Source organism: Arthrobacter zhangbolii (assembly GCF_022869865.1).
Taxonomy (GTDB): Bacteria; Actinomycetota; Actinomycetes; order Actinomycetales; family Micrococcaceae; genus Arthrobacter_B; species Arthrobacter_B zhangbolii.
Window position 1 is genome coordinate 508523 of record NZ_CP094984.1, and the last position, 17255, is coordinate 525777.

The window sequence follows — 17255 nt, forward strand, 5'->3', positions numbered from 1 at the left end:
CCTGACCTGCGAAAACTCTACTCGGCGTGTCGCATCTCTGCTAAACTGAGGGCCGGGAAAGGGGAAAGACCACATGGTTTTTGAGGTTGGCGAAACAGTTGTTTACCCTCACCACGGTGCCGCGAAGATCGAAGAGATCAAGATGCGAACCATCAAGGGCGAAGAGAAAATGTATCTCAAGCTTAAGGTGGCCCAGGGTGATCTGACCATTGAAGTACCGGCTGAAAACGTCGACCTCGTTGGGGTGCGCGATGTAGTGGGCAAGGAAGGTTTGGAGCACGTCTTTGATGTGCTTCGCGCCGAGCTCACTGAAGAGCCCACTAACTGGTCGCGCCGATACAAGGCAAACCTGGAAAAGCTCGCATCAGGTGATGTCGTCAAGGTGGCTGAGGTCGTCCGCGACCTCTGGCGCCGCGACCATGACCGCGGGCTGTCCGCAGGCGAGAAGCGAATGCTCGCCAAGGCACGCCAGATTCTGATTTCAGAGCTGGCGCTTGCTGAGAAAACGGATGAAGACCAGGCAGCAGCCGTGCTTGACGAGGTTCTCGCAAGCTAGGCAGCTGAACATTTTCCTGCGATTGCCGGTCCCCAGGGGCCGGCAATTGTTGTTTTAAGCCCCGTTAGCGGGGCATTAGGCTGGAACCGTGCCTTCACCTACCAATTCCCGGCCGCGCATCGGCGTCATTGTGGTGGCCGGCGGCTCCGGCCAGCGCCTTGGCTACGGCGTGCCCAAAGCCCAGGTCCCCCTGGCCGGCGAACCAATGCTCGTTCACGCCCTGCGCGCGGTGCAGGCCGCAGAGCTGGCAGCGGCCGTCGCCGTCGCCGTACCCGCCGGGGACACCCTGATGCGCAGCATCTGCGCCGCCGATGAGTTTGGCGGCACCGTCACGGCGGTCGACGGCGGTGCCACCCGGCCCGAATCCGTGCGGGCCGCGCTGGCTGTCCTGCCAACGGACCTGGATGCAGTGCTCGTCCACGACGCAGCCCGCGCCCTGACGCCCCCCGAGGTTTTCCACCGGGTGGCCGCAGCACTGGCCGCCGGTGCCCGGGCAGTGATTCCGGCAGTGCCCGTGGTTGACACGGTGAAGGAGACCGCACCCGTTCCGGCACCGCAGGACGCGATTGCCGCCCGGCAGGTCACCGGTACACCGGACCGTTCCCGGCTGCGCGCCGTGCAGACCCCGCAGGGCTTCGACGCGGACCTGCTGCGCCGCGCACATGATGCCGCATTGTCCTTCGGACCGGAGCAGGCCGCCGCCGTCACGGATGACGCGATGCTGGCCGAGTCCCTTGGCGTCGGGGTTTATGTGGTTGACGGCTCGCAGCTGTCCCTGAAAATCACCACACCGTTGGACCTGGTGCTCGCGGAAGCGATCCTTGCCGGCGGCCACCGCGGAAAGGAATGACCATGGTTCTGCCCCGAACCGGTATCGGCGTTGATGTCCATGCCTTCGCCCCCGAGGACGCCCCGCGACCGTTGTGGGTTGCCGGCCTGCTTTGGGAGGGTGAACGCGGACTCGCGGGGCACTCCGACGGCGATCCGGTGGCCCATGCGGCAGCCGATGCCCTGTTCTCCGCCGCAGGGCTGGGCGATCTTGGCACGCACTTCGGCACGGACCGGCCGGAATATGCCGGCGCCCCGGGGACGGTCCTGCTGGCTGAAGCGGCGCGGATTGTCCGCGACGCCGGGTTTGAGATCGGCAACATCGCCGTCCAGCTGATCGGCAACCGGCCGAAGTTCAGTCCCCGCAGGGCCCAGGCCGAAGCAGTCCTCAGCGAGGCAGCCGGCGCACCGGTCAGCGTATCCGCCACCACCACCGACGGATTGGGCTTCACCGGCCGGGGCGAGGGAATCGCCGCGGTGGCCACCGCCGTCGTTGCCCCGCTGGCTGCAGCCGGCAACTGACTGCACGCGCGGGGTTTCCGCTAGCCTAGAGCAGTGAGCTTGAGATTCTATGACACGGCAACAGCGCAGGTCCGGGACTTCGTTCCCCTGGTGGAAGGCAAGGCCAGCCTCTACTACTGCGGTGCCACCGTGCAGGGACTGCCGCACGTAGGGCACATCCGTTCGGCGATCGCCTTCGACCAGCTCACCCGCTGGCTCCGCTACCGCGGCCTGGCTGTGACCGTAGTGCGCAATGTGACGGATATTGACGACAAGATCCTGGCCAAGGCCGCCGATTCCGTAGGGGCGCAGCCGGGCGACGGCGTTGTCCCGGACGAACCGTGGTGGGCCCTTGCCTACCGCTACGAGCAGGAATTTGCCCGCGCCTACGACACCCTCGGTGTGCAGCGGCCCACCTACGAGCCGCGGGCCACCGGCCACATCCCCGAAATGCACGCACTGATCGCCACCCTGATCGAACGGGGCCACGCCTACCCGGCGCTGGATGATTCCGGTGACGTGTACTTTGACGTGCGCTCCTGGGAGAAATACGGTTCCCTCACCCACCAGAGCATTGACGATATGCAGGCAGCGCCCGACGCCGGTCCGCGCGGCAAGCGCGATCCGCGGGACTTCGCCCTGTGGAAGGGGCACAAGGAAGGCGAGCCGGAAACGGCAGCCTGGGACAGCCCGTGGGGACGCGGCCGGCCCGGCTGGCACCTGGAGTGCTCCGCGATGGTCACTAAATACCTCGGCACCGAGTTCGATATCCACGGCGGCGGGCTGGACCTGCGCTTCCCGCACCACGAAAACGAAATGGCACAGTCCCAGGCCGCCGGCCACGGCTTCGCCAACTTCTGGATGCACAACGGGATGGTCACCTTCGAAGGCGAGAAGATGTCCAAGTCCATCGGCAACACCGTCAGCCCCGAGCAGATGCTGGCCCAGGCCAGCCCCCGGGTGGTCCGGTACTACCTTGGCCAGGCCCACTACCGCTCAGTGCTGGACTACCGGCCCACCTCGCTGCAGGAGGCGGCCGCCGCCGTCGAGCGCATTGACGGGTTCATCAGCAAGGCGCAGGCAAAGGTCTACGGGACCGGGGACTTCGGCTTTGTCCTGGACAGCCGCGCCATGCCCGACGCCTTTGCCGCCGCCATGGATGATGACCTGAACGTGCCGCAGGCGCTGGCGGTACTGCACGAGACCGTCCGCGCCGGAAACACCGCTCTTGCCGAGGACAACAAAGATGCCGTGCAGAAGGCGCTCCATGCGGTATTGACCATGACCTCCGTCCTGGGCCTGGATGACACGGCCGGGGCAGCAGCAGCATCGGGCCCGGCGGACGCCGCCCTGGACGCCCTGGTACAGGAGCGCCTGTCCGAGCGCCGGCAGGCCCGCGCCGAAAAGGACTGGGCACGGGCCGATGCGATCCGGGATTCCCTGGCAGCAGCCGGGATCACCGTGGAGGACACTGCCGACGGCGCAACCTGGAGTGTTGCCTAAAGTCCTGCCCGGCTTTGGGGCAGTGTCCGGCCGTTGTCCGCCAACCGGGCTGCAGCCTGCGTAAACTGGAAGCGAATGCTTTCTTCTAGTAAAGGTGTAACCGATGGCCAACAATGGACGTCCCGGCGCAATGCGCAAAGCCAAGAAGGGTCCCAGCGGCGGTACCGGCGGGCTCGGCCGCAAGGCCCTCGAGGGTAAGGGCCCCACACCCAAGGCTGAAGACCGCCCGTACCACAAGGCGTTCAAGAACAAGCAGCTTTCCGAGCGCTCCGCCGCCAAGCGCACTGACGCCCGCGCCGGCGGCCGCAGCGGCACCAACGTCCGCGGCAAGGTTGCCGAAGAGGTTGTCACGGGCCGCAACTCCGTGGTGGAGGCACTGCGGGCAGGCATCCCGGCGAAGGCCCTGCACGTTGCCGTGCGCATCGACATGGATGACCGCGTCCGTGAATCCCTGAAGATGGCCGCCGAACGCGGCCTGCCGGTGATGGAGACGCACAAGCCCGAACTGGACCGCATGACCAACGAGGCCGTGCACCAGGGCCTGGTCCTGCAGATCCCGCCGTACGAATATGCCGATCCCACCGACCTTGCCTCCGAGACCCTCGAGGCCTGGAAGAAGGGGCACATCCGCAACGCGCCGCTCTTTGTGGCCCTGGACGGCATCACGGATCCGCGCAACCTCGGTGCGATCATCCGCTCGGCCTCCGCTTTCAGCGCGCACGGCGTGATTGTGCCGGAACGCCGCGCCGTGGGCGTGACCGCCTCAGCCTGGAAGACCAGCGCCGGCGCGGCCGTCCGTGTCCCGGTAGCCCGGGCCGGCAACCTGAACAACACGCTGAAGACGTTCAAGAAGATGGGCATTTTTGTCCTCGGACTGGACGGTGACGGCGATGTCTCGCTGCCGTCGATTGTGCTCGCCAAGGAACCGATCTGCATTGTGGTCGGTTCCGAGGGCAAGGGCCTGTCCCGCCTGGTCCGCGAGAACTGCGACCAGATTGTCTCCATCCCGATCGACTCTGCCATGGAGTCCCTCAACGCCTCCATGGCTGTCGGTATCACTCTGTACGAGATTTCCCGGCAGCGCTCCGCCTGATCCGGACGGAGCCAGGGCAGCGAAGGGCAGCATGGCGCACGTGATCACCGGAACTGCCGCGGGCACCGCATCACAGCGGGACTCGCGGCCCTTTCCCCTGGGTGTCAGGCATACCGTTCCCGGTGTGCCTGACGTCCCCGGTGCCGTTAACGTGTCCGTCTACGCCCCCGGCCTGCCGGAGGTGGACGTGTACTTCGAGACCGCCCCCGGAACCTGGGCTTCGGCGCCGCTGGTGGACACGGTGCCCGGCGTCCACCACGGGCGGGTTCACGGACTCAGGCACGGCCACCGGTACGGATTCTGGCCCCGAGGGCAGCAGCTTCCCGGCGAACCCGGCACATTCCAGCTGCTGCTGGACCCCTATGGGCGCGGCATTGAGGAAACCGACTCACCCGGCGCGGAACCGCTCTATTTTTCCGTCTACACCGGCAGCGGTTTTGACTGGGGTAATTCGCAGCGCCCGCACACCCCATGGCGGGACACGGTGATCTATGAGGCCAATGTCCGCGGGCAGACCATGCTGCACCCCGGCATCCCGGAAGAACTCCGTGGAACCTACGCCGGCATGGGCCATCCGGCCATGGTGGAATACCTCAGGGACCTGGGCATCACCGCGGTGGAGCTGCTGCCCGTGCATTTCCACATCGACGAGCAGCATCTGCAGGAACTGGGGCTAAGCAACTACTGGGGCTACAACACCCTGGGCTTCTTCGCGCCCCACACCGGCTACGCCACCGAAGCCGCACGGAAGGCTGGTGCCAAGGCCGTTCAGGATGAAGTGAAGGCCATGGTGAAATCCTTGCACGAGGCCGGCATCGAAGTGATCCTGGATGTGGTCTACAACCACACCGCCGAGGGCCGTGCCGAGCAGCCGGCCCTAAGCTGGCGGGGACTAGGCGACGCCGTCTACTACCGGCACGGAGCCGGCGGCGAGTACGTGGACACCACAGGCTGCGGCAACACCCTGGATTTCAGCGAGCCGCGCGTTGTCCAGCTTGCCTTGGACTCACTGCGTTACTGGGTGCAGGAATACCAGGTGGACGGCTTCCGCTTCGATCTGGCTCCCACCCTGTGCCGCAACGCCGAAGGCAGGTTCGATCCGCGCCATCCCTTCCTGGTGGCAGTGGCGGCGGACTCCGTCCTGCAGGACGTAAAACTCATTTCCGAGCCGTGGGACCTCGGGCCGGACGGCTGGCAGACCGGCAGGTTCCCGCCGGGCTGGGCTGACTGGAATGACCATTTCCGTGACATCGTCCGGGACTTCTGGCTTTGTGACCAGGCGGCGATGGCCGGTGGGCGCGAGGGCGGATCCCTGGCCCGCATTGCCGGCGCCCTGGCCGGATCAGCCCATCTGTTTGCCGAATCGGGCCGGACCCCGCTGGCGTCCGTCAACTTCGTCACCGCCCACGACGGGTTTACCCTTGCGGACCTGACCAGGTTTGAGCGCAAGCACAATGAGGCCAACGGGGAAGAGAACCGGGACGGAACCGGAGAAAACCGCAGCTACAACCATGGCGCCGAAGGGCCCGTCGATGATGAACGGATCAACGCCGCCCGCGCACTGACCGCCCGCAACCTCATGGCAACGCTCACCATGTCCCTTGGTGTGCCCATGATTACCGCGGGGGACGAACGCGGCCGCACCCAGCGGGGAAACAACAACGCCTACTGCCAGGACAATGAAATCTCCTGGCTGCACTGGGACCTGGACGACGACGGCCGGCGGATGCTCTCAACCACACGGACACTGCTGCGCCTGCGCCGTGAATACCTGGCCGGCCAGCCCTACCGGTTCCCGGCGGACCCGCGGCAGTCCTTCCTGCTCTGGTTTGACCGGGACGGCCGGCCGATGACCCCGGAACGCTGGAATGATCCAACCTGCCGGCTGGTGCAGGTGCTGATCGGCTCGGGCGACGGGAACGTGAACGGAACCATAGTCCTCAACGGCGGCCTTTCCGATGCGGAGATCAGGCTGCCGGATGCTGCCGCCTTGTCCGCGGCTCGCCGGGACGCCGGCATCGACCCGGAGACAGTGGATCCCGACAGCGCGGATCCCCACACCGAAGATCCCCACAGTCCAGATCCCGACACTACCGAGCGGGGATATCAGCTCCTGTTCTCCACCGGATATGTCCCGGGGGATGAGAGCCGCCGCGGCGCACTGCTCCGGGCCGGGGATACGGATACCGTTCCGGCGAACTCGGTGAGTTTCTACCGCGCCTAGCCCCGGTTTTCCTTTCGCCGGGTCGGGCCGGGACGTCGGCACATTGCGCCGCGCCCCGGCAGCAGCCGTTAGGCGTTGGCCACGAGTCCCAGTTCAGCCTTGGATGCCAGGCCTGAGTGTGTGGGCAGTACCCGCACGGTGTAGCCGAACGGCCCTGCCTGCTCAATCCGAATGGTGCCCTTGAACAGGTGCCGGCCGGAGCCCAGGTCTTCGGCCGGGGACAGTTCCTGCAGGTGGTGCTCGCTGATCCTGTCGTTTTCCAGCACCACGCCGTAGGCGGCTTCCACGCTCACGTCCTCGGGACGCAGCGACCCCAGGGATACGTAGGCCAGTACGGTCAGGCTGTCACCGATCTGCGGGTTTTCACTGATACCCACCGAATCCACATGTTCCACCTGCACCGTTGACCAACCGCCACGGACCCGGGTAATCCACAGGGCCAGATCCTTCGCGGCGGCATATCCGTTCGCGGACATGGCCCGGCCACTTGAACTGGCGGGGCGGTAGAGCCGGTTGACGTAGTCCTTGAGCATCCGGGATGCCGACACATTCGGGCCCAGATCCGCCAGCGTGTGCTTCACCATTTCCAGCCACTCATGAGGCAGGGAATCTGCGGACGGATCGGACGGTCCGGCGGCACCGGCCTCGGCCGGCGGCTCGGTCCCGTAGAACAGGGGGCCGACGGCGTTTTCCAGCAGGTCGTACAGGGCCGCGGCCTCAATGTCGTCGCGCTGGTCCGCGTTGTACACCTCCCGGGTGCGGGTTCCCTTGCTGGGGTTGGCGGAGGGGATGGCCCAGCCGTTGTTGCCGTCATACATCTCGTCCCACCACCCGTCGAGGATGGACAGGTTCAGCCCGCCGTTGATGGCGGATTTCATCCCGGAGGTCCCCGATGCTTCCAGCGGCCGCAGCGGATTGTTCAGCCAGACGTCACACCCCGGGAACAGGGTGCGTGCCATCGCTATGTCGTAGTTGGGGAGGAAAACAATCCGGTGGCGGACCTCGGGATCGTCAGTGAAGCGGACCAGGTCCTGGATCATCTTCTTGCCCTGTTCATCGGCCGGGTGCGACTTTCCTGCCACCACCACCTGGATTGGCCGGGTGGGATGCAGCAGCAGGGCCTTCAGCCGGGCCGGATCCCGCAGCATAAGGGTCAGCCGCTTGTAGGTGGGCACCCGGCGGGCAAAACCGATGGTCAGTACGTCCGGGTCCAGCACGTTATCCGTCCACGCCAGCTCCGCGTCGGAGGCGCCGCGCTTGCGCCAGGCGTGCTTCACCCGCTGCCGGACGTCCTCCACCAGGTTGCTGCGCAGCTTCCGCCGCAGGTCCCAGAGGTCCCCGTCCTCAATCTCATAGGCCCGGCCCCAGTCGCGGTCATGCACGGTGGCGACGCCGAACTTCTCGCTGGCAAGCTCGGTGACCGCCGGGTCAACCCAGGTGGGAACGTGCACGCCGTTGGTTACCGAGGTGATGGGCACTTCCGAGACGTCGAAACCCGGCCACAGGCCGGAGAACATCTCCCGGGAAACTTCCCCGTGCAGTTTGGCCACACCGTTGGCCCGCTGCGCCAGCCGCAGCCCCATCACTGCCATGTTGAACTTGGACGGATCCCCGCCGTCGTAGTTTTCGGCCCCCAGTCCCAGGATCCTGTCGGTAGGAACGGACTGCGCCAGGCCGGCGTTCAGGAAGTGGCGGATCTGGGCCTGCTCGAAGCGGTCAATGCCGGCAGGCACCGGGGTGTGCGTGGTGAACACCGTGGAAGCGCGGGAAACCGTCAGGGCTTCCTCCCACGTCATGCCCTGGTCCATGAGTTCGCGGATCCGTTCCACGCCCAGGAATCCGGCGTGGCCCTCGTTGGTGTGGAACACCTCGGGCGCCGGGGCTCCGGTGAGGCGCTGATAGACGCGCAGGGCCTTGACCCCGCCCATCCCCAGCAGCAGTTCCTGCTGCAGCCGGTGGTCACCGCCTCCGCCGTACAGGCGGTCGGTGATGCCGCGGGCGGCGTCGTCGTTGCCGATGACATCGGAGTCCAGCAGCAGCAGCGGCACACGCCCGACGTCGGCGCGCCAGATCTGTGCGGAGAGCTGGCGGTTGTCCGGCAGCGGCAGGGAGATCTTTGCCGGGGTGCCGTCCTCTTCACGGAGCAGGGTCAGCGGCAGCCCGTTGGGATCCAGCACCGGGTAGGTCTCCAGCTGCCAGCCGTCGCGGGACAGCGCCTGCTTGAAGTACCCCGCCTTGTAAAGCAGCCCCACTGCCACCAGCGGCAGCCCCAGATCAGAGGCAGCCTTCAAATGGTCACCGGCCAGGATGCCCAGGCCGCCCGAGTACTGGGGGAGTACCGCGCTGATCCCGTACTCAGGGGAGAAATAGGCGATCGACTGGGGAGCATCCTCGCCGAGGCCCTGGTACCAGCGCGGCTCGTTGAGGTAATGGTCCAGGTCCCTGCCGAGGTCGGAGATGACGGAGACCAGGTGCTCGTCGCGTGCGATGGCTTCCAGCTTGTCCCTGCTGACCGTACCCAGCAGCTTGACCGGGTCACCGCCGCTGGAGCGCCAGGCCTGGGGATCAAGGCTCTCGAATAGTCGAAGCGTGGGCTGGTGCCAGGACCAGCGCAGGTTCGACGCCAGCCGGCCCAGAGGGGCAATGCTGGCTGGGAGGACAGTTCGGACGGTAAATCTGCGGATTGCCTTCACCCGGGCTACGCTAGCGCACATACCGGCCGGGCAAACCGAAATGACGGACAAAAAACGGCGAATTGGTCAGGTGTCTTGAAAACCCCGGCAAACCGATGCCGACCTGCGGCGATACGGGAAAAAGTACGTTGCCTTAGCATTCTGTCCGAAATCTCGCTAACGTCTAGTCTGTGACCACATCCAGCGCATTGACACCAGAAGATCTGCCCTCAAAGGACCTGCGGTTTGGCCGGATTCCGATCACCAATGTGTCCCCGGTTCTCGATTACGGCCGATTCCCCGCCAAGGCGGTGCCCGGAGAAGACCTGATAATTGGCGCCACCGTGTTCCGCGAGGGGCATGACCTGGTAGGGGCCAGCGCCGTCCTTTATGACCCCGAAGGAAACGTTGTACAGCGGAACAGAATGCACCCGGTGGGCCTGGGCCTGGACCGGTGGGAAGGCATGCTGCGTCCGGAGGGCACCGGCAACTGGAGTTTCGCGGTGGAAGGCTGGGCGGATGTCTACGCCACCTGGCACCACAATGCCGAGGTCAAGATTGCCGCCGGCGTGGACGTCGAGGTCATGCTGACGGAAGGCCACCTGCTCTTCAGTGCTGCCGCTGACGAACGCACCGGCACCGACGCCGACATTCTGCGGAGCGCTGCCTCCGCGCTCGCGGACACCGGCCTCGAGGTCCATGAACGCCTGGCCGCCGCCGGGACGGACGCCGTCAGGACCGTGCTGGAGCGGGATCCCATCCGCGAGCTGGTGACCAGCTCCGACCGCTTCCCGATCCGGGTGGAACGGGAGCTGGCCGGCCGCGGTGCCTGGTACGAGTTCTTCCCCCGGTCCGAAGGCGCAGAGTTTAACCCCTCCACCCGTGAGTGGACCTCCGGAAACTTCCGGACCGCCGCCCGAAGCCTGCAGCGCGTGGCGGATATGGCTTTTGACGTCATCTACCTGCCGCCGATTCACCCGATCGGCACCACACACCGCAAGGGCCCGAACAACACCCTGGTGGCAGGTCCGCAGGATCCGGGCTCGCCCTGGGCCATCGGCGCGGCAGAGGGCGGCCATGACGCCATCCACCCCGAGTTGGGGACGTTCGAGGATTTCGACGCCTTCGTGGACACCGCCAGGGAGCTGGGCCTCGAGGTTGCCATTGACCTGGCACTGCAGGCCTCACCCGACCACCCCTGGGTGGCCAGCCATCCGGAGTGGTTCACCACCCGCGTGGACGGCACCATTGCCTACGCGGAGAACCCGCCAAAGAAGTACCAGGACATCTACCCGCTGAACTTCGACAATGACTATGAGGGCCTGTCCCGTGAAATCCTGCGGATTGTGCGGCTGTGGATAAGCCACGGCGTCCGTATTTTCCGGGTCGATAACCCGCATACAAAACCGCTGCGGTTCTGGGAATGGCTGATCGCCACGGTTAACGAGGAGTATCCGGACGTGATCTTCCTCGCGGAGGCCTTTACCCGGCCGCCCATGATGCATGCGCTGGCAAAGGCCGGGTTCCAGCAGTCCTACAGCTACTTCACGTGGCGGAACACCAGGAAGGAAATCGAGGACTATTTCACCGAAATCTCCCACGAATCCTCGGCGTTTTTCCGCCCGAATTTCTTCGTAAATACCCCGGACATCCTCACCGAGTTCCTGCAGTACGGCGGCCCCGGAGCGTTCAAGATCCGTTCCGTGCTGGCCTCCACCGGGAGCCCGCTCTGGGGCGTCTACGCGGGCTTCGAGCTCTTCGAACACGTGGCCCGTCCAGGTGCCGAGGAGTACATCGACAACGAGAAGTTCGAATACAAGCAGCGCGACTTCGCAGCGGCCGAAGCAGAGGGCCGCAGCCTGGCCCCGTACATCACCCGGCTGAACGAAATCAGGCGGGCGCATCCCGCCCTGGGCGACCTGGAAAACCTCACCGTGCACAGCAGCACCGATGAGGCCACCGTGGTGTATTCCAAGCACAAGGAGACACGTCCGGGGGATCCGAGCAGCAGGGACACCCTGATTATTGTGGTTAACGTGGACCCCCACAGCGCCCGCGAATCCACTGTCTCGCTCAACCTGGACGCCCTTCAGCTGGACCCCAGGGACCTGAATGAAGACGGCACCTTCTGGGTAGATGACCTGATCAGCGGACAAAGCTGGCGCTGGGGAGCACACAATTACGTCCGGCTCGACGCCCACTTTGAACCCGCGCACATCCTGTCAGTTCGGAGGAACTCCTAGTGCCCAACCCGTTTCAACTGCACGCACCCGGCTTGACCAATGATCCGCATTGGTACCGCAAAGCCGTTTTCTATGAGGTACTCGTCCGCGGCTTCGCGGACGCCAACGGGGACGGGTCAGGTGACTTCAGCGGCCTGATCGAAAAACTGGACTACCTGCAGTGGCTGGGGATCGACTGCCTGTGGCTGCCGCCGTTCTTCAAGTCGCCCCTGCGTGACGGCGGCTACGACATCTCCGACTACTACGACGTCCTGGACGAGTTCGGCACCATCAGTGACTTTAAGCGCCTGGTGGCAGAAGCCCACGCCCGGGGCCTGCGCGTCATCATCGACCTGCCGCTGAACCACACCTCGGACAAGCACCCGTGGTTTGAGGAGTCCCGCAACGATCCGGACGGCCCCTACGGCGACTTCTACGTCTGGTCCGACACGGATGACAAGTATGAGGACGCACGAATCATCTTCGTGGACACCGAGGAGTCCAACTGGACCTTCGATCCGGTCCGCCGGCAGTTCTTCTGGCACCGGTTCTTCAGCCACCAGCCGGACCTGAACTTCGAGAATCCCAAAGTGGTCGAGGCCATCTTCGACGTCGTCAAGTTCTGGCTGGACCAGGGCATCGACGGCTTCCGGGCCGACGCCATCCCGTACCTCTTCGAAGAAGACGGAACGAACTGCGAAAACCTCCCCGCCACCCACCGGTTCCTCAAGGACCTGCGGACCATGGTGGATGAGAATTACCCGGGCCGCGTGATCATTGCCGAAGCAAACCAGATGCCGCACGAAGTGGTGGAGTACTTTGGCGACGAAACCGGCGACGAGTGCCACATGTGCTTCCACTTCCCGATCATGCCGCGGCTGTTCTACGCGCTGCGGGACCAGAAGGCCGCACCGATTGTCCAGACCATGGAGGAGACCCCGGACATTCCCCCGGGCGCACAGTGGGGCACCTTCCTGCGCAACCATGACGAGCTGACGCTGGAAATGGTCACCAACGAGGAACGCCAGGCCATGCTCGGCTGGTACGCACCGGACTCCCGCATGCGGGCCAACATCGGCATCCGCCGCCGGCTGGCACCGCTGCTGGATAACTCCCGCTCGGAAATCGAGCTCATCCACGCCATGCTCCTCGCCCTGCCGGGCAGCCCGTTCCTGTATTACGGGGACGAACTGGGGATGGGGGACAACATCTGGCTGGAGGACAGGGACTCCTCGCGGACGCCCATGCAGTGGAACCCCGACCGCAACGCCGGGTTCTCCACCGCCGATCCGGGCAAGCTCTACCTGCCGGTAGTCCAGTCGCTGGTCTACCACTACAACCACGTCAATGTGGAGGCGCAGCTGGCCAGCTCCAGTTCACTGCTGCACTGGATCCGGCAGATGATCATGGTCCGCCGCTCGCATCCGGCCTTCGGGCTTGGTTCCTACCGGAACGTCCAGACGGACGCCGAGGCAGCACTGGCCTTCGTGCGCGAGCTTCCGGACAACAACCCGGAAGGAGAGGTGGGGGAGACCATGCTGTGCATCTTCAACCTTTCCCAGCATCCGATCTCCGCGACCATGAAGCTGCCGGAGTTCGCCAACCGCGGCCTGCGCGACGCCTTCGGCGGGACGCTCTTCCCCACCATCGGTGAAGACGGATCGCTGACCCTGACCCTGGGCAGCCACGATTTCTACTGGCTGCGCCTGCGCTCCACGAAATCGGACACCTCCTCGCCCCAGACCGAAGCAATCCCCCTCATACCGATCTCGGAGGCCACACGGAAATGACCCAGCTGACCCCGTCCCTGCCCGAACTGCTCACCTCCTGGCTGCCCGGGCAACGATGGTTCCCGGCCAAGGGGCGGGACGTCCTGCTGGAGCGGGTGGGCGGGATCCGGCTCGAAGACCCCGCGGGCGAGGTAGGCATGGAAGTCCACCTCATCGCCGTCGTCTCCGGGGACCGCAGGGACGTCATCAGCGTCCCCGTGAGTTACCGGTCCGCCCCGGCGTCCGAGCTTCAGGCAGCGCTGCTGGGCCGGGCACATCATGAGGAGCTGGGGGAGCGGTGGCTCTACGACGCCACCGCCGACCCGGTTTTCGTCACAGCCTGGCTGGAGATGATGCGTTCGCAGGCATCCTCCCTGGACGGACATACCCATGGTGTGGCGCAGGACGGTTTCCCCGACTGGGAGCCGTTCACGGAACCGCTGCCCACCAAGGTGCTCAAGGGGGAACAGTCCAACACCTCGGTGATCGTGACTGCCCCGGAGGCGCCGCTGATTGTGAAGTTCTACCGGGTGGTTGCCGCCGGGATCAGTCCCGACGTTGAGGTGAGCGCCCGGCTCACCGAGGTCGGATCCGTGGACGTCCCGGCTACCTACGGGTGGGTCACCGGCTCGTGGCAGAATCCGGGCGACGGCGGGACCTGGCTGACCGGGCATCTGTCGGTCCTGCGCGAATTCTTCCCCGGCAGTGAGGATGCCTGGCGCACCGCGTCCGCAGCAGCAGTGGCGGGCCGTGACTTCACCACCGAGGCGGAGGAACTGGGCGCCGCCACCGGCAGGATCCACCAGCAGCTTGCGGCTGCCTTTGGCAGCCGTCCGCCCACGCCGGAGGAACGCGCGGACTTCCTTTCCTCCCTGAGCGGCAGGATCCGCTGGGCCTGGGCCGAAGCACGGGACACCGTGGGCCCCTATGACGGCGCCGTCGAGTACCTGCTGGAACAGGTGGGGAATCTCCAGAGCCTGCCCAACCTGCAGCGCATCCACTCGGACTACCATCTGGGCCAGGTGCTGCATTCCCCGGAACGCGGCTGGATCATCCTGGACTTTGAAGGCGAACCGCTGAGGCCCGCCGCCGAGCGGAGCGTCCCGGACGCGCCCTTGCGCGACGTCGTCGGCATGCTCCGTTCCATTGACTATGCCGCCGGCGTTGCAGTGATCGACGGCGCTCCCGAGGCCGCCGGTGACACGGATTCCCGGCAGCGCAACGAGGACGCGTACCGTTGGGCCGCTGCCGCGTCGGATGCCTTCCTTCGCGGTTACGAGAAGGAAACCGGCACCACCATCAACCGCAGCGATCCCTTGTTCCTTGCCCTCTGGCTGGACAAGGCGCTGTACGAAGTTGTCTACGAGATGCGAAACCGTCCCCGTTGGGTCAGCGTGCCGGTGACAGCCGTCCGCCACATTCTGGCGCAGGCCGAGAACGCAGCCCGAGCAGACGAAAGCCAGGAAGAGAGCACAGTGAATAAGCACCGCAAGTCCCCGGCCGCATCTGCCACAGCGGAACCCGAGGCGCCCAAGGATTCCGGAGCAACCGGCCTCGCGGCCCCGGCCGAGCCAATCCCCGTTTCCGAGGACGTCCTGCGGGCAGTATCCGAAGGCCGTTATTACCAGCCGCATGCCGTCCTCGGGGCGCACCTGGATGACCACGGGAACGTCACCATCCGCACCCTGCGTCCGCTGGCCCGGGAAGTTACGGCCGTCACCCCCGATCAGCGGGTGCCGTTGAGCCACGAATACAACGGAATCTGGGTGGGAACGCTGCCCGCCGGGACGGCCGGAACCGTCCCTGACTACCGGGTGGAGGTCACATACGACGGCGGGGATCCCCAGCTGTTCGATGACCCGTACCGTTTCCTGCCGTCGCTGGGTGACATGGACCTGCACCTGATCGGCGAGGGAAGGCATGAAAATCTCTGGACGGTGCTGGGCGCCAACCTGCACCACTACAACTCAGTGCTCGGGGATATCACCGGCGTCAGCTTCGCCGTCTGGGCACCGAACGCACAGGCTGTCAGGGTAAAGGGCGATTTCAACGCCTGGAACGGCACCATCAATGCCATGCGGTCGCTGGGCAGCTCGGGCGTCTGGGAATTGTTCCTGCCCGGTGTGGAGCCGGGAGCCCGCTACAAGTTCGAAATCCTGGGCAGCGACGGTGTCTGGCGCGAAAAGGCCGATCCCATGGCCAAGGGCACCGAAATACCTCCGCTGACCGGTTCCCGCGTGGTCGAGTCCAAGTACCAGTTCAACGATGCAGAGTGGATGGAAGCCCGCGCGGCCCGGGATCCGCACAACTCCCCGATGAGTGTGTACGAAGTGCACCTGGGCTCCTGGCGCCTCGGGCTGAACTACCGGGAAATGGCCGACCAGCTGGCGGAATACGTCAAGTGGCAGGGCTTCACCCATGTGGAATTCATGCCCGTGGCCGAACACCCCTTCGGCGGTTCCTGGGGTTACCAGGTCACCTCCTACTTCGCCCCCACAGCACGGTTCGGGCATCCGGATGAGTTCCGCTACCTCGTGGACACCCTGCATCAGGCCGGCATAGGCGTCATCCTCGACTGGGTGCCGGCGCACTTCCCCAAGGACGAGTGGGCACTGGCGAAGTTCGACGGGCAGACGCTGTACGAACACGGTGACCCCTGGCGCGGCGAACACCCGGACTGGGGAACGCTGATTTTCGACTACGGCCGCCGCGAGGTGCGTAACTTCCTGGTTGCCAACGCCGTGTACTGGCTCGAGGAGTTCCACATTGACGGCCTGCGCGTCGACGCCGTGGCCTCCATGCTGTACCTGGACTACTCCCGGCCGGCCGATCAGTGGCGCCCGAACGCCTTTGGCGGGCGGGAAAACCTGGAGGCCATTTCCTTCCTGCAGGAGGTCAACGCGACTGCCTACAAGCGGGTCCCGGGCATTGTGATGATCGCCGAAGAGTCCACGGCATTCCCGGGCGTCACCCGCCCCACCAGCACCGGCGGTCTCGGGTTCGGCCTGAAGTGGAACATGGGCTGGATGCACGACACCCTGGAGTACATGGCCGAGGATCCCATCAACCGGGTTTACCACCATGCCAAGCTCACGTTCTCACTGGTGTACGCCTACACGGAGAACTTCCTGCTGCCCATCAGCCATGACGAAGTGGTGCACGGAAAGGGATCGCTGCTGCGCAAGATGCCGGGTGACCGCTGGCAGCAGCTCGCCAATCTCCGCGCCTACCTGGCGTTCCAGTGGGCACACCCCGGCAAGCAGCTGATCTTTATGGGTACGGAGTTCGGCCAGGAGGCGGAGTGGTCCGAGCAGTACGGGCTGGACTGGTACCTGACGGACACCCCGCAGCATAAGGGCGTACAGCTGATGGTGAAGCAGCTCAACGAGATCTACCGTGCCACCCCGGCTCTTTCCGAACGGGACAATGAGCCGGCGGGCTTCCAGTGGATCAATGAGAACGACGGCGCTCACAACGTCCTGTCCTTCATCCGCTGGGATCATCAGGGCAATCCGCTGGTGTGCATAGCGAACTTTGCCGGCGCACCCCACCAGGAGTTCCGTGTGGGAATGCCGTGGGCCGGTGAATGGGTGGAAGCCCTGAACACCGACGCCGCGGAGTTCGGCGGTTCCGGGGTAGGAAACCTTGGGGTAGTCCACGCCGTCGAAGGTGCCTGCAACGGTCAGCCGGCCTCCGCCACCCTGACGGTTCCGCCGCTGGGCGTGCTGTACCTGGTCCCGCAGCAGTAAGGATCTCCCTACCCGTAGGGGTCGCCGGGCTGCGCCCCGCTAATGGTGTGCGCAGCCCGGCGAAAACCGTGCTAGAGTTAGTACCCGCGCTGAACGAGGTAATCGAACAGTCGTGAGTCCGGGAAGCAGGTCTTCCTA

At 65.3% G+C, this 17255-nt stretch carries 10 protein-coding genes; 9 read left to right on the forward strand and 1 reads right to left on the reverse strand.

The features are described from left to right. Window positions 1-73: 73 nt before the first annotated feature. From MUK71_RS02495 to glgX, 6 genes are all read left to right on the forward strand, one after another. On the forward strand, window positions 74-556 hold the full coding sequence (locus MUK71_RS02495) for a CarD family transcriptional regulator (protein ID WP_066300159.1): 483 nt from the start codon (window positions 74-76) through the stop codon (window positions 554-556). Between the two features lie 88 nt (window positions 557-644). Next, window positions 645-1406: a 2-C-methyl-D-erythritol 4-phosphate cytidylyltransferase gene (gene ispD, locus MUK71_RS02500; protein ID WP_227929425.1), complete on the forward strand. Its 762-nt coding sequence runs from the start codon at window positions 645-647 to the stop codon at window positions 1404-1406. Between the two features lie 2 nt (window positions 1407-1408). Beyond that, on the forward strand, window positions 1409-1906 hold the full coding sequence (ispF, locus tag MUK71_RS02505; protein WP_227905198.1) for a 2-C-methyl-D-erythritol 2,4-cyclodiphosphate synthase: 498 nt from the start codon (window positions 1409-1411) through the stop codon (window positions 1904-1906). A gap of 33 nt (window positions 1907-1939) precedes the next feature. After that, the gene (gene cysS, locus MUK71_RS02510) at window positions 1940-3388 is read left to right on the forward strand and encodes a cysteine--tRNA ligase (RefSeq protein WP_227929426.1); all 1449 of its coding nucleotides are present in this window, start codon (window positions 1940-1942) and stop codon (window positions 3386-3388) included. Window positions 3389-3491: 103 nt separating this feature from the next. Further along, the gene (gene rlmB, locus MUK71_RS02515) at window positions 3492-4481 is read left to right on the forward strand and encodes a 23S rRNA (guanosine(2251)-2'-O)-methyltransferase RlmB (protein WP_227905201.1); all 990 of its coding nucleotides are present in this window, start codon (window positions 3492-3494) and stop codon (window positions 4479-4481) included. Window positions 4482-4512: 31 nt separating this feature from the next. Further along, entirely contained in the window at window positions 4513-6705 is a 2193-nt protein-coding gene (glgX, locus tag MUK71_RS02520; protein WP_227929427.1) for a glycogen debranching protein GlgX, read from the forward strand. Window positions 6706-6773: 68 nt separating this feature from the next. Here the strand turns inward: glgX and glgP are convergent, their stop codons facing one another. After that, window positions 6774-9398, reverse strand: a complete 2625-nt coding sequence (gene glgP / locus MUK71_RS02525; protein ID WP_227929428.1) for an alpha-glucan family phosphorylase — start codon at window positions 9396-9398, stop codon at window positions 6774-6776. Window positions 9399-9568: 170 nt separating this feature from the next. On the opposite strand from glgP, the gene MUK71_RS02530 reads away from it, so the two are divergent. Genes MUK71_RS02530 through glgB form a run of 3 tightly spaced genes read left to right on the forward strand, consistent with a single transcriptional unit; the run spans window position 9569 to window position 17117 of the window. Further along, a complete protein-coding gene (locus tag MUK71_RS02530) occupies window positions 9569-11620 on the forward strand; it encodes an alpha-1,4-glucan--maltose-1-phosphate maltosyltransferase (RefSeq protein ID WP_227929429.1) in 2052 nt (683 codons plus the stop codon). Continuing rightward, window positions 11620-13389 carry a maltose alpha-D-glucosyltransferase gene (gene treS / locus MUK71_RS02535; protein ID WP_227929430.1) on the forward strand — a complete coding sequence of 590 codons (1770 nt, stop codon included), beginning with the start codon at window positions 11620-11622 and terminating at the stop codon, window positions 13387-13389. The genes MUK71_RS02530 and treS overlap by 1 nt, the downstream gene beginning before the upstream one ends. Further along, entirely contained in the window at window positions 13386-17117 is a 3732-nt protein-coding gene (gene glgB / locus MUK71_RS02540) for a 1,4-alpha-glucan branching protein GlgB (protein WP_227905209.1), read from the forward strand. The genes treS and glgB overlap by 4 nt, the downstream gene beginning before the upstream one ends. The last annotated feature ends 138 nt before the right edge of the window (window positions 17118-17255 follow it).

Bases quoted from the DNA above. Each gene is read 5' to 3' on its own strand.
- glgX (WP_227929427.1), top strand. From the start codon at position 4,513: ATGGCGCACGTGATCACCGGAACTGCCGCGGGCACCGCATCACAGCGG.
- ispF (WP_227905198.1), top strand. From the start codon at position 1,409: ATGGTTCTGCCCCGAACCGGTATCGGCGTTGATGTCCATGCCTTCGCC.
- glgB (WP_227905209.1), top strand. From the start codon at position 13,386: ATGACCCAGCTGACCCCGTCCCTGCCCGAACTGCTCACCTCCTGGCTG.
- rlmB (WP_227905201.1), top strand. From the start codon at position 3,492: ATGGCCAACAATGGACGTCCCGGCGCAATGCGCAAAGCCAAGAAGGGT.
- MUK71_RS02495 (WP_066300159.1), top strand. From the start codon at position 74: ATGGTTTTTGAGGTTGGCGAAACAGTTGTTTACCCTCACCACGGTGCC.